At 37.8% G+C, this 13,676-nt stretch carries 11 protein-coding genes; 10 read left to right on the top strand and 1 reads right to left on the bottom strand.

What is annotated here, in order from left to right; genetic code table 11:
• Positions 1-239: 239 nt before the first annotated feature.
• The 3 genes from B554_RS0104050 (at position 240) to B554_RS0104040 (ending at position 3,131) form a co-directional block, all read left to right on the top strand.
• Positions 240-740, top strand: a complete 501-nt coding sequence (locus B554_RS0104050; protein WP_004703453.1) for a hypothetical protein — start codon at positions 240-242, stop codon at positions 738-740.
• 146 nt (positions 741-886) lie between these two features.
• Positions 887-2,116 carry an iron-sulfur cluster carrier protein ApbC gene (gene apbC, locus B554_RS0104045; protein WP_019457066.1) on the top strand — a complete coding sequence of 410 codons (1,230 nt, stop codon included), beginning with the start codon at positions 887-889 and terminating at the stop codon, positions 2,114-2,116.
• A 142-nt stretch (positions 2,117-2,258) separates the two neighbouring features.
• Positions 2,259-3,131, top strand: a complete 873-nt coding sequence (locus B554_RS0104040; protein WP_019457065.1) for a 5'-methylthioadenosine/S-adenosylhomocysteine nucleosidase — start codon at positions 2,259-2,261, stop codon at positions 3,129-3,131.
• 30 nt (positions 3,132-3,161) lie between these two features.
• On the opposite strand, the gene B554_RS0104035 is transcribed toward B554_RS0104040, so the two are convergent.
• Positions 3,162-3,728, bottom strand: a complete 567-nt coding sequence (locus B554_RS0104035; RefSeq protein ID WP_004703446.1) for a DUF2062 domain-containing protein — start codon at positions 3,726-3,728, stop codon at positions 3,162-3,164.
• 355 nt (positions 3,729-4,083) lie between these two features.
• Here B554_RS0104035 and B554_RS0104030 point away from each other — a divergent pair, with 355 nt between their 5' ends.
• From B554_RS0104030 to B554_RS0104000, 7 genes are all read left to right on the top strand, one after another.
• Entirely contained in the window at positions 4,084-4,677 is a 594-nt protein-coding gene (locus B554_RS0104030; protein ID WP_019457063.1) for a LysE family translocator, read from the top strand.
• A 115-nt stretch (positions 4,678-4,792) separates the two neighbouring features.
• The gene (dcd, locus tag B554_RS0104025) at positions 4,793-5,362 is read left to right on the top strand and encodes a dCTP deaminase (RefSeq protein WP_002120290.1); all 570 of its coding nucleotides are present in this window, start codon (positions 4,793-4,795) and stop codon (positions 5,360-5,362) included.
• Positions 5,363-5,663: 301 nt separating this feature from the next.
• Positions 5,664-6,971, top strand: coding sequence for a hypothetical protein (locus B554_RS0104020; RefSeq protein ID WP_019457062.1), 1,308 nt, complete (start codon positions 5,664-5,666; stop codon positions 6,969-6,971).
• A 224-nt stretch (positions 6,972-7,195) separates the two neighbouring features.
• Complete coding sequence (locus B554_RS0104015; protein ID WP_019457061.1) at positions 7,196-9,328, top strand: hypothetical protein; 2,133 nt, start codon at positions 7,196-7,198, stop codon at positions 9,326-9,328.
• Positions 9,329-9,343: 15 nt separating this feature from the next.
• Complete coding sequence (locus B554_RS0104010; protein WP_019457060.1) at positions 9,344-10,069, top strand: DUF6160 family protein; 726 nt, start codon at positions 9,344-9,346, stop codon at positions 10,067-10,069.
• A 32-nt stretch (positions 10,070-10,101) separates the two neighbouring features.
• Entirely contained in the window at positions 10,102-12,513 is a 2,412-nt protein-coding gene (locus tag B554_RS0104005) for a DUF6160 family protein (RefSeq protein ID WP_019457059.1), read from the top strand.
• A 159-nt stretch (positions 12,514-12,672) separates the two neighbouring features.
• Entirely contained in the window at positions 12,673-13,626 is a 954-nt protein-coding gene (locus B554_RS0104000; protein ID WP_019457058.1) for a DUF6160 family protein, read from the top strand.
• Positions 13,627-13,676: the final 50 nt, after the last annotated feature.

Below are 13,676 nucleotides of genomic sequence, written 5' to 3'. Positions count from 1 at the left end.
CTTGAGTAGTTGGATAAGCAAAGATTAATAATCTTTGGCTAGAAGCAAGGGGAAGCAAAACATATTTTAAGTTAAAAGTTATTTCTCTTTAGAAAAGATAAACAAATCAAAAAATATTTGAATCTTCCTGTATTGTCTTTGTTTCAAATTGCAGTTACGGTCAGAAAATAAGTCATAACGATGTATAACTATTAACTTACTTCAGGTAATTTTTTTAATTAACGATGAGGATAACAACGATGACTACTGAAAATAAATTAGATGAATTAAAGGCAAAAGCGGCAGATGCAAAAGTAAAGGGTGAGAAAGCTTTGGACGACCTAAAGGAAAATGTTAAAGAGAAACAGGCCGCTGCAAAAGATGCTGTTGAAGATAAAGTAGATGAATTAAAGTCAAAGGCAGCAGATGCAAAAGCACAAGGTGAAAAAGCCTTGGATGATTTGAAGGACAATGTAAAAGAAAAACAGGCTTCTGCAAAAGATGCTGTTGAAGATAAAGCCACTGATTTGAAAGGCAAACTTGATGATGCTCAGCATAGTCTGCAAGATAAGTTTGATCACTTACGTACTGAAGCGGCCCATAAGCTTGATGATGCTAAAGCCAAAGCCGCAGAATTGAAGGAAGAAGCTGCATCAAAACTTGATGAGTTAAAAACCCAAGCAACTGCAAAGTTTGATGAATTGAAGAAAACAGCAACAGATAAACTAAATAAGTTAAAAAATCACGATTCTGCTGAATAAGCTGATTTAAACTAAAATCCGTGCTGCTCACTCAAATGTTGAGGCTTTAAAATTAGCAATTATTCATTTCGAGTTGAGCGAGTACGGACCAATACTGTTACACTAGCTCCAATAAGCTGTAATGATCTGTTTTTGGAGTAAACAATATGTCTTGGCTTTCTTCATTAAAGTCTGTTTTTTCACCGGCACAAGAAGTGAAAGAAGATGAAATCCAAACCGTACTCCAAAATTATTTGCTACCCCATTCCAAAGATGCCTTAAAAGAGCGCATTAGTCAGCTTCAGGTGCAAGGTCGAGTTCTACAACTCACCATTAATACATTTCCTGATGAAAAAGAGCATCTGCAGCAAATTCATGATGAATTAGCCGATGCCTTAGAAAAGTGTGGTATTGAAGAACTTAATTTGCACGTAGTTCAGCAAAAGCGCCCAGCACAAGAAAGCGCAGGTCAAGGTTGTTCATCTAAAGCACCGAAAGAAAATTCGAACTTACCACCAGTAGTTGATGCTTCAACTAAATCTGTACCTGATTCAAACAATCCACCGATTCAAAAAGCTGCTCCTCAACAAAGAGATGTTCCAGCTCATCCTCGAATTAAGAACGTTATTTTGGTTTCATCTGGTAAAGGTGGTGTTGGTAAATCGACCACTACGGTCAATTTAGCGCTTGCCTTACAAAAAATGGGACTCAAGGTTGGGGTGTTAGATGCCGATATCTATGGCCCAAGTATTCCAACCATGTTAGGTAATGCTGGCAAAACACCTCTTATTGAAAGTGAAAATTTTGTACCTTTAGATGCATATGGTATGGCTGTACTTTCTATTGGACATCTCACTGGTGATAACAATACACCTGTCGCATGGCGTGGACCGAAGGCAACAGGTGCTCTAATGCAATTGTTTAATCAAACACTTTGGCCAGATTTAGATGTATTGATGATTGATATGCCGCCGGGTACAGGTGATATCCAACTCACACTTGCACAGCGTATTCCTGTGACTGGCTCAATTATTGTGACGACTCCGCAAAATGTTGCTTTATTGGATGCCACCAAAGGAATTGAGTTGTTTAATAAAGTTGGTATACCAGTATTGGGTGTTGTTGAAAATATGTCGACTCATATTTGTTCTAACTGTGGGCATGAAGAACAAATTTTTGGTATCGGTGGCGGTGATAAGCTTTCCGAGCAATACCATATTCCATTATTAGGACGTTTGCCTTTAAATGCTCAAATCCGTGAACATGCAGATCAGGGTAAACCGAGTGTTGTAGCAATGGATGACGCAGCGGATAGCTACATCGATATTGCTAAAGCAGTATGGCAACAGATTGAAAAAATCCCTCAACGCACGCGTGATGATAAACGAATCTTTTGATTCATCCGACCCGGCTTTAAGCCGGGTTTTTTATTGTTTGGTTAAAAGAAAAATTTAAATCACTGAATCTAAATAACAAAGCTTATCTTGAAATTGGCATGTAGATTGCTAGTTTACGCTTTTAAAAAGAAATAGGTGAAAAATGCAATTTAAATATACTTTGGGCGTCATCAGTTTATGTAGTGCGGTATTTTTAATGGGATGTAATGATGACAACTCAACTGTCTCACAAACAGCGACAGTTGAAGAACAGAAACAGAAACTACAGCCGATTATTATTCAAGGTGCTCTACCTGTAGAATCGCAACAGATGGCAGCTAAATTACAGAATGTGACTGTTGAAAATGTTGGTGGATGGACCTTTTGGAAAGGAACACACAATGGTTATCCAATGATTATATCCAAAACACGTATGGGTATGAGTAACTCTGCTGCTGCAACAGCTTTAGCCATCGAGCGTTATAAGCCGATTGCAATTATTAATCAGGGGACATCAGGTGGACATGACCCAGATCTACATGTTTACGATATTGTTTTAGGAAAGTACGCAACTAATATTGGTGCATTTAGAACTCCTAAACAACCATTAGGAGCTGGATCAAATTCACTCACTTGGGTTGAAGCATTTGATGTTTTACCAACCGATGAGTCTGATCCCGAACCGATTGCAATTCGCAAATTTGAAGGCGATAAAGAGTTATTAATGGCGGCCCATAAAGTTCGTTATGACAAAGGTCAAGTAGTTGAAGGAACGATTGGATCAGCAGATGTTTGGAATAATGAATTGGATCGTATTCAATTTTTCCATCAACGTTATGGTACCTCTGTTGAGGAAATGGAAGCAGCATCAGTTGCACAAATTGCAAGCCAGTTTAATGTTCCTTTCTTAGGAATTCGAATTTTATCTAATAATATTACCAATAATGGCGCATATGACCCAGGTACTGGAGAGGCTTGCCAAGACTATGTGCTTAATGTGGCAGAAGAATATATGAAATCTAAACTAGCAAAATAATAATTTAACTCTATGCAAGAAGATGAGTTCTTAAAGGGCATCTTCTTGTTTCTTATAACCAGCTCGACTTTTCCAATTTCGAATGACCATCCAACGCCAAAAAACTTCAGTCACTATATAAAGTATGATTGCAAATACAAATGCTTCAACTACAAGCCCTGACATTAAAATTTTGGCGAGACTGAAATCTATATGCCCATGACCAAAGTGAGTAATCCACCTAGAAATTTGATGCAGTACACCTAAAAGCATCTTTTTATTGATCATATGTACATGATAAATATGTGAACCAAACCAGAATCCAGTATATAAAATGGGAACTAAGGTGAGAGGATTACTGAGCCAAGCAAGCATTAGACTAATAGGTAAATTCACTTCAAATAGCAATACTGCCATCACAATAAAGACACTATGAAATGGAATAGGCAGTAAACCGAAAAATGTTCCTACAAAAACGGCTCTTGTAATTGATTTACGGTTGACATACCAAAGCACAGGATTAAGGGTTTTTTTCCCAAAAATCCTTAAAAATTTCATATTTGAAACTTTCTCTGGAGAAGGAAGCCAAGACTGAAAAAATTGCTTTGCCATAATCATAGGATAGTAGAGTCTGGTGACTCATATAAACACAAAAAAACAATATATTAATTGAAACTTATTGAAAGCTTAAAAATTAAACTTACTGCAGTAATAATTCATTATAGATCTTTTCGAGGTAAAAATAGATTTTAAATAAAAATACTTATATTACTTAATACAATTTGGTACGCAAAGTTCAACAACTGACTGCTAAGTTTTTTAGATTAAAATTTTAAAAAATTACCTATCCTATTGTTTAATATTGATTTTAAAATATGGAATGTCAATTTTTTAAAAAATTGTCTTACAATTAGATTTTGCCTTGGCGAAAAATATCTATTAATCTGAAATGACTACATTATGAGGTCATTCAATGATTTCATGGCTATTTATTGGCTTAGTTGCCACAATTTTACTTACCCCAGGCCCAACCAATACTTTACTCGCATCGTCAGGAGTACAAGTAGGTCTTAAGAAGTCTGCGAAATTAATTCCGGCAGAAGTTCTTGGATATGTAATTTCTATTTCAGCTTGGGGAATGTTAATTGGGAAGGTATCCGCAACGCTTCCTTTCTTACCTCCTATGCTTAAATTGCTAAGTGCTTGTTACATCATTTTCTTAGCTATTAAATTATGGCATACAGCCAATCAGCAATTTGAGTTAGATCAGCCAACGATTCGCCCGCGTGAATTGTTCTGTGCAACTTTACTGAATCCTAAAGCATTACTTTTTGCTTCAGCGATTTTCCCTGTTACCGCATGGACTGATTTTCATATTTATTTCATCCATATGCTGGCTTATTTAGCGTTAATTACACCGATTGCATTGTTCTGGATTTTCTTGGGGTCAATTTTGGCAGGCAATAAAGTACGTTGGTTAAATCAATCGAATTTACAAAAAACAGCCTCGCTGATCTTAGTCAGTTTCTCAATTCCGATTAGCTATTCTGCTTTATTAAACCTTTAAAAGTCTTACTGAGCTATTCTTATCGAGAAGAGTAGCTCAAGCATTGTTTTCATAATTGCTTTTTTACGTTAAAGTACGTCGCAATCAATGAAATTACCTTTTGGATAGAAAATACATGGCTATTAAGTCTGATCGTTGGATTCGCGAAATGAGCGAAAAACACGGCATGATTGAACCTTATGCAGAGAATCAAGTCCGTTTTGATAAGAATGGCGAAAAATTGATTTCTTACGGGGTCTCTAGCTATGGTTATGACGTACGCTGTGCCCGCGAATTTAAAGTTTTCACTAACGTACATTCTGCAATTGTTGATCCGAAAAATTTTGATGATAAAAGTTTTATCGACATTGAGTCTGATGTTTGTATTATTCCACCAAACTCATTTGCTTTAGCACGTACCATTGAATATTTCCGTATTCCGCGTAATGTTTTGACTGTATGTCTTGGTAAATCGACTTATGCACGCTGCGGTATTATTGTCAATGTGACACCTTTAGAACCAGAATGGGAAGGTCACGTGACTTTAGAATTTTCAAATACTACGAATTTACCTGCACGTATTTATGCAGGTGAAGGTGTAGCACAAATGTTGTTCTTTGAAAGTGATGAAGTTTGTGAAACATCTTATAAAGACCGTGGTGGTAAGTACCAAGGTCAAACTGGTGTGACACTTCCTAAAACCTAAGTTGTTTTTAATTTTGATTGAATTCTAAAAAAATGGGCCACTTTAAGTGGCCCATTTTTGTTGAAAAGTAGAGAAAGTGGCGTTCATCGGAATATTAATAAATGAACGTTTTCTTTTGTAAAAAATGATATAAAATGATCAATAATTGATTTGTTTCTTTGAGTTGTATCACACAAATTAAAAGAAACTAGATCGTAAATATCGGTGTTTTCTTTATGTATTTAATTCAAGGTTAAAGCAAGAGAAGCCAAATAAAAAGAAATCAAATTAGATTATGCCCCCAAGGATACGGAGGTCGGTCATGCGACAGTTTAAGTCCCTTCATGCAGCTATTCTAGCACTTGGAAGTTTATACTTTTCTTCTGCCTATGCTGGTTCTACCTTAGTTCCAATGTCAGATGCTGAGTTGTCAGCTACTCGTGGCCAAGCCTTGATGAGTATGTCTTATATTGCGCCTACCGATGCTGCAAGTAATTCAAGTACTAACGGAAACATGGGATTCTATCGACTTGCTCTAGATGCTCAATTAGAACTGAATGCCAACATTAAAAAATTACAATTAGGTTGTGGTGGTGTTAATGGTGCAGGGGCATGCGATATCGATATCGATTACTTGAGCTTAAGTGGTGGTACTGTCGATAGTACTAGTGCAGAGCGAGCTGCGTCATCTGCTGTTATTACCAATCCATTTTTAGAGTTCGCAGTTAAAAACCCAAATTCAGCTTCTACACGTGAAATACAGGGTTTCCGCTTAAGTGCCAAATCACTTTCTGGTTTGCTCACTTTTGGTTTACAAAATGGTGATGCTGCAAGTGGTATTAATTCATTGAGTGGATACTTAGTGACGAAACCAACAGGGGGAACAGTAACTACAAATCCTTACTACGGTATTACTCAAGATGAAACAAATACTGCAATTACTGGTCGAGCAACTGTTTTAGGACAAGGGGTAACGGTTCCATTTACTTCTACTGGTTATAATTTAAATTTAGGTGTAGGTACTGGTACGTTATCGATGGGGCAGCAAATCATTACTGGTAAACGCATAAATACAGCTAATCTAAATGCGACTGCACGCGTTGGAGGTTTGGCTATTACAGGAACTTTAGATGCAACCGCTTCTGTATTAGGTGCGCCACTTCCTATTTCAGGAAATGTAACTGGTTCTGTGGATAATCTAGATGTTAACGTAGCGATCAAACAAAGTTTGGGTTATTTCCATGCCGCGCAACTAAATGGTTCTGCTGGTTATTTATCTGTACAAGGTGTGAATATATTGTGGCCAGAGGCTGCATCGACTGCCCAAACAGGGTGGTGGCTAGAGCTTACAAACCCAATTGATATTGGTCAAATTACACCAACAGGAAGCGTGGATATTGCACTTTCTACCATCGTTGATGCCTTAGGACAAGTGAGTTCTTATTTAAATAGCTCAGGTCATGCGGTAGAATGTGGAATTTTAGCGGCTAATTGTTTAATTGCAGGAAATCTTCCAGTTGGAACGGTTGATTTGACTGGTAAAACACCAGCTTCGATGGCTTTAACTAATGTAGTGTTACAAAAACAGAGTTTTTCTTCTAACTGTTATGGTTCTTTAAAATTCTGTTAATTACAGTAAATTAAACTGATAGTTTTCATTCATCGGAAAAATGTATTTTTGCTGATTTCATTTTGCATTTGACTAAATATTCAGCATAATGGAAATGTGGAAAAGTTGGCAATTTTGAAGTTTGCCTCTGAGAGATGGAAAAGGAAATAATTTCATCTCACATCAAGGACTGTTAAAGAAAAAGAAATATGGTGCGTGGCATCGTATAAAACAGGAAGGTCACGATGACTACACTTAATTATACGGTCAGTTTTCAAAAAACCGTTTTAGCAAGTTTAATTGGACTTTGTTTAAGTCAATCGAGTTTTGCTCTTGAAGAGCTCTCTGATGCCGGTTTAAGTGAAACTACGGGTGAGGGTATTGCAATATTACCCCAAAATGCATTTATGGTATTCCGTGGTGCTGGCCCCAATGAATCTGTAAATCAAATTATTACCGACCGTAGTAAAGATACAGGCTACATTAACTATGTACCCGTAGGCCCCTTAAGTGTTGCAGCTGCTGATACTAGTGGTAATGGCTCTGTTGGACCTGAAGATAAAGCTGTCGGAAAAGCGGATATCTTTCTTTATGGCTTAGCCCTTTCTAAGTCAGATGGTGATGCAAACTCGCGTATTGCCAATACTGCAACAGCAGCGGCGATTTCAAGCTGGGGGACAGGTGCTAACCCGTGGATATTTAAAGTAAAAACTGCAAATAATATTCCTAACTTTAGCACTACAGATAGTGGTGGTTATCCTGTCACCTATTTATCTTTAGAGGCTCCTCTATACCAGCCTACGATTGATGGTGCAGCGGGAGCAGATGCATATAATTTAAAATTAGGTTTATGGGCTGATGCATTTGTACGAAACCCTAATATTGTGGCAACTACAAATGGTTCTTTAGCACAATTTCAATATGGCGATAGTAATGGATTAATTGGTACCAGCATTGATACAAGTCGTGCTAACCGTTTACGGTTACAAGGTATTCTAAATGGCTTTAGTCTAAATGGTAGCCAAATTAGCATGTTCCAAACGCTAGGAGGAGCAACTACTGCGGGTGGAATGAGTCCTTTTTATAACAATACATTGGGTATGTCTGGCTTAGTACGCTTAAATACAGGCGATAGTAAGAATACAAGTATTGTGACTGAAAATGTTACGAGTCAAACCCAAACTTATGCAACGAGTGCGAATAATGGTTGGCAAACAGTACATGCTGGTGCAAATTCAACCTTAAGTACAAGCAGTAGTGGGGACTGTGGCAATAGTGGTACAGGAAGCTTTAGTACACTACGTGGCTGTCGCTATTATGTAGAAAATCGCACCAGAACAGATACAAAAACTTCAAGTAAGATTAGAAGTGCTTTTAATGATACAAGTAAAGTCTTACGATTTAGTACCCGTGAAACCTCAGATTCACCAAATGCATCAAATAATTTATATACACCAGCATTAGATGCTACAGGTGCTGTAGCACCGAAGTTTGCAGATACTGAAGGTTTGTATTTATACAATCCAAATATTAACTTAGTGTTAGGTAATTTATATCAACCCCTTATTTTAGGTTCTGATGGGAAAAACTTTAGTATAGAAATTGCACGAATTGCGAATAAGCCGGAAATATATAAACAGATCTACACCGATTACACTGGCGCTGATACTACATATAAAGGCTCTACTTGCAACGTTTATTCTTGTGCAAACCCTACGCATAGTAGTATTGCAATTGGGACAGTTTACAGTCCTGATAGTGGGAAAACCTTATTAGCAGATACAAGTGAAGGTGCAATTGGAGTTTCATTTGGTCGCTTAATTTCAACAGGTACACAGGTTTCTGGAACTTCTGCTGGTAGTCTTGTGTCATTGACTAACTCTGTGTCTGGAACGACCTCTGCAACCATGACAGAAGTCCGTTTCAAACAAAGACAACAGAATACTCAAACATGGAATCAAACCTATAGTTGTGGTTTATTTAATACAAGTTGTGGTTATAAAACAGCTGGTTATTTATATCAGTGGGAATATAACCAAGGTACAGGTACTTGGGTTATTACAAATCCAACAGCCAAGCCAGCAGATGCCGCAACTTGTTCTGGCGTATTAGGGTGCACAAGTACTTCTGGTTCTACGCCAATATATGGAACGGTTTCAAACCGCGATTGGAGTAATGCATCTATTCCTTGGCTGACTTCACGAAATGCCGTAGTCAACGATTTAATTGGAAGTAGTAATGGTACGACTGGCTATGTAATTCCAACTGCGAATCAGGCGCCTGCATTAAATAACATTACTCCTCTGAACAATTTAGGTTCTGCTGTGGTAGATGGTTTACTCATTCAGCATTTAAAACTCACCACAAAAGGTCTATAAGAGGAGGATAATGCGATGAAAAAAATAACTGCTTTGCTCCTTACTCTGTGTGCAACTGCGACTCATGCAGAGTTACAAACCTTGGATAATGATGCTTTACAGGCGATTAATGGCCAAGCTGGTGCTGATTTGTCTTTAATGCTCAATTTAAACCAAATCAGTAACGGTATATTTGATAATGGTAGCGGTGGTGTTTGTGAAAACCTTGAGTTCTGCCACATTGGATTAGCAATTAATAAGCGTTTTGTGCAAGCAGATGCGACTAAACCAAGTGGTTGGGCCGAAAATAGTGATAGTGGTAATAAACTTTGGTTAGTGTTTAAAGGCGTACAAGGAACTTTAAATATTCAAAAAATGGGTTTGGATGGTGCTGATTTAAAGTATCTTGATAAAACCAATACCGAAATTATAAAACCTGCGATTCAACTTAGTTTTAGTGCAGCACAGCCGATTTTAATCCGTAACTTTGGTTTTAACGCGTTATCTATTGAGCAAGATAACTTTACAAGCTCAACCACGACCCAAGGCTCAAGTACCAATATGTATGATTATGCATATTTCAAAAAGCCAACGTATGCGGCAACTGCAAATAGTGCAAATCAGCAAGTTGCAACGGCTACACCTTCAGCCTATGACTATGGACGTGAAACAGGCTTTATGGGCTTAATGATGAACGGAAATTTGGCAATTCAAGGAAAAGTCATGGTGTTTAGCTGTGATGGTAGCCATCCCCGTTGTTAACGCTTAATGTAGATTTCAAAGGAACTGAAGTGATGAACAAAAATAAAGAAAGTCACAGCTCAAAGTTTATTTTAAATACATTAGCAACCAGCATGTTGTTAGTGAGTGGGCAAGTGTTTGCTTTAGAAGCTTTAACAGATGCTGATTTGAGTGCGGTAAACGGTCAAGATGGAATCTCGATTCAAACGACTTTTAATGAAATTAATATTGATAATGCTTATTGGGATGACCATGCGGGCACACCAACAAGTGCTGATCAGGTTTTAAGAGCGCAAGCCAGTGGCGTAAAAATACAAAAAAGTAATGCGTCCACTCAAACCTTAGGAACAAACTACCGTTTAGATGTGGGAAGTAATACAGCTACAGGTAAAGCTGGAATTGATTTTTCTATGCAAAGTAGCCCATCCCTCATTACAGTAAATAGCGTTAAAGTTTGTAATAGCTCTGCTACATGCTCACCTACGCTAGGACAGTTGGCTATACAAACAACTTCTCCTTTAAATTTAGCACTGACTACTCAAGATGGTCTATTTAGTCCAAATAGCCAGTCAAATATGACATTAGGAATAAACAACGCAAATATTTATTTAGGACAGTTAGATGCACGAAGTCAGCTTAACCAACTAATTTTAAAGAATTTTAACTTTAATTTTGTTGGTAAAGGTGTCATGTTCATCGATCCCGTTAGGGGCATTGTTTTACAAACTAATACTGGATCAAATGTAGCTGCTGTTGGGCAAACACCAAGTACGACTTATGGTTATGTAGACTTTAATCGGGTAGCAGACTCAGCTTCGGGTTTAACAGCTGGTACGTATGTAGATAGCAATGGTAAAGCGACTAATTCGGGTCTTAACATTGAAGTAATGCTTAGCTCTAATGTTGATAAAACTAATCCTTATGGACTAGATGCGACCAATACACCGCAAAATTCAAAAGGTTTAATTCGGCTAGGTGCCAGTGGACGTATGGTAAATAGTTATTTACAAGTCCGTGGTATGGATGGCTCTTTAGACACTACAACTTTAGGTACTGCAAATACTGCTTCGGGTACGAGTTCAAGTAATAGTATTTTGGGTAATACTGGAATTGCCTTCCGAATGAAAGGTGAATTTACTAAAGATAATGATTCAATGCTGGGTTCAGATGGTAAAGCCACGACTTTAGAAATTGGTGGGGCCGGTTTAAATGCTTACGGTTTCGAGTTCGGCAATTTAACAGGTCTTAATTCAGCTACGCGCGGTTATTTTGATAGCGGAAATATTTATTTAAATCTTGCTGATACAAAAACCTTATTAATGCCAAATAATGCGACCTTAAACAGTATTCGTTTAGGGACGGGTACTTTAACAACCGCCGCCGATTATCAACATAATATTCACCGCGATACGGTGACTAATCCATTTAGTTTAATTCTTGCAATGCGTGGAGCAGAGTTTCAAGCATTTTCAAGACGAGGACGTTTTACCACAAGTGCAAATGTTGCTGCTGCCAATCAATTTGCAGATAATGGTTTAACTAACCAATGGGGCTTGGCTTTACCTTTTTATAATTTAAATGCTAATGCTGCAGTTTACGGTTTAGATGCGCCTGCAAATAGCGCTTTTTACTATACAAAAGATGCTAACGGTAAACCCATTCAAAATGTTGTAGGTACTTCCGGAACAACTTCGCGTTTAGGATTTGGTGTTGCTGTTGGAACAACAGGTCGAGATACAGGCGGTACAAAAACAACTTCAATTTTATTAATTGATGGTTCTCCAAATGCAAATAATGCAGGCAACCCTACCGACTATTACATGGGCTTACGTAATATCGATATGTTCTTAAAGGGTAATGGCAGTATTGGTTTAGAAAATGGCAGTCTCAATATTAGTTTAAGAGAGATGCTCATTGCTTTATCAACTGAAATTGCAGCGGGCTATTTACCAGGAGCTAAATATAAAACTTGTCCGGCAACAGGGTCTTGTACCTCACCAATTGATAACTTTGCCAGAAATAATGACGTTTTATTTGGCTTAAAACTACGCTTAGGTGGTGATTTAAATTTATCGATTGTGCCAAATAGTTCAATCGCTGATGGTAGTGCTTTAACTGTACTCGGTGACTTCACAATGCCAGCCACAGCAACTGGAAATACAGTTCAAATTAGTGACCCAATTGATGGTTCGGCAATTGGTTTTGATAATATTACCGGAAAGCTAGCGTTTAATACTGCTTTAGTAGTGGGTAAAGATACAGCAAGTGGTTTAGGTAAAGTGGGGGTAAATACCGCAGTCTACTTTAACCCTGATAAGAGTATTGACGGTGCTTTACGTGTTAAAGATATTAATTTCTATCCACCTTCAACAGGTGCAGGCGCACGTTTAGGTGAGCTTGCTATTACGGGTGGGCGTTTAAATAGTAACTTTAGCATCGTACCGAGAAATGGTGCTTTTAACTAATAAAGCAAAGTGGCGATATCGCCACTTTTTATAAAAATTTATTTTGAATGTGATTGGATTTGCATTCGTCGGGTTATATCGATAATTGTTTTGTACCCATCTATTATTCTGATAATCTGAACAAATAATAAACGTTTGTCTCTTAAGGATTAGAGCGACATGAAAAATAAAAATATAGTGTGCTGGTTATTACTTACCAGTAGTTCAAGTGTTTTTGCGATGCAGCCTTTGGATGACCAAAGTCTTTCAGCGGCGACAGGTCAAAATGGTTTAACGCTAGGCATTCAGGCCGATAAAGTTAAATTTAATCAGGTTGCATTGATTGATACCAATGGCATCGCCTCTACGTCTTACAATAGTAAAGCTGGTCTTGTCATTGCAGGGAACTCTACGAATCCTGTTCCAAGCATAGAATTTATTAAAGCAACTGTATCGACCAATCCTTCTTTTAATATTGCTATTGATACCGATGCAGGTGCGGGTAAGCCTTTTGTAAATTTAGCTGTCACGATGGGTAGTGACGTAAATGGGATTCGACTTACACCGTTTTCAGTTTATTTGGCACCTAACACTTCAGTATCTAGCCCTACTGATTATGCGGTGACTAGTTATGCGCCAAAATACATTTTTAGTTCGGGAACCACGGTAAATACAGGAGTAAAGGAGCTTGTTCGCTCTACAGGTAATCTTGATATTAACTTTGTGCAAACCAATAAACCTCGTTTAAACATTCAGTTGGGGCATGCTGCTCAGTCTGTTATGGTTAAATTTGGTGGAGCACTTCAATCTATTTGTTCTGCCGCTGCGGGTTGTCCAATTACGTTAGTGTCTGATACTACAGGTGCTTCATTTGGATTTAAATTTGCAGGAACAAATGCAGCTACAGGTTTTCTTCTTGATGGGTTTTATGCTGGGGTCGATCCAACAGGATTAACTTTTGGTAATACAGGTGCATCTAGTAAATTTGATGCATCGCTTAACAATGTCACTTTAGGAAATTTAGCAACACAAAGTACAACAACTTTTAATAATTTACCTAACGGGTCTATGGGGAGTTTTGGAGTTACAGGCGCTTCAGTGACTGACTTTAAAATGAAAGTAAGCGGTTTCTAAAAAATAATTACTTAACCTGAAATACCAAAATAGGGTGGCTATATCAACAG

Source organism: Acinetobacter sp. GG2, from assembly GCF_000292385.1.
Taxonomy (GTDB): Bacteria; Pseudomonadota; Gammaproteobacteria; order Pseudomonadales; family Moraxellaceae; genus Acinetobacter; species Acinetobacter seifertii.
The sequence above is the reverse complement of the archived record's forward strand: the minus strand, read 5'-3'. Positions and strand labels throughout refer to the sequence as shown.

What these genes read in the sequence shown, in the direction of transcription:
- B554_RS0104050 (WP_004703453.1), top strand. Translation starts at nt 240, where the DNA reads ATGACTACTGAAAATAAATTAGATGAATTAAAGGCAAAAGCGGCAGAT.
- apbC (WP_019457066.1), top strand. Translation starts at nt 887, where the DNA reads ATGTCTTGGCTTTCTTCATTAAAGTCTGTTTTTTCACCGGCACAAGAA.
- B554_RS0104040 (WP_019457065.1), top strand. Translation starts at nt 2,259, where the DNA reads ATGCAATTTAAATATACTTTGGGCGTCATCAGTTTATGTAGTGCGGTA.
- B554_RS0104035 (WP_004703446.1), bottom strand. Translation starts at nt 3,728, where the DNA reads ATGATTATGGCAAAGCAATTTTTTCAGTCTTGGCTTCCTTCTCCAGAG.
- B554_RS0104030 (WP_019457063.1), top strand. Translation starts at nt 4,084, where the DNA reads ATGATTTCATGGCTATTTATTGGCTTAGTTGCCACAATTTTACTTACC.
- dcd (WP_002120290.1), top strand. Translation starts at nt 4,793, where the DNA reads ATGGCTATTAAGTCTGATCGTTGGATTCGCGAAATGAGCGAAAAACAC.
- B554_RS0104020 (WP_019457062.1), top strand. Translation starts at nt 5,664, where the DNA reads ATGCGACAGTTTAAGTCCCTTCATGCAGCTATTCTAGCACTTGGAAGT.
- B554_RS0104015 (WP_019457061.1), top strand. Translation starts at nt 7,196, where the DNA reads ATGACTACACTTAATTATACGGTCAGTTTTCAAAAAACCGTTTTAGCA.
- B554_RS0104010 (WP_019457060.1), top strand. Translation starts at nt 9,344, where the DNA reads ATGAAAAAAATAACTGCTTTGCTCCTTACTCTGTGTGCAACTGCGACT.
- B554_RS0104005 (WP_019457059.1), top strand. Translation starts at nt 10,102, where the DNA reads ATGAACAAAAATAAAGAAAGTCACAGCTCAAAGTTTATTTTAAATACA.
- B554_RS0104000 (WP_019457058.1), top strand. Translation starts at nt 12,673, where the DNA reads ATGAAAAATAAAAATATAGTGTGCTGGTTATTACTTACCAGTAGTTCA.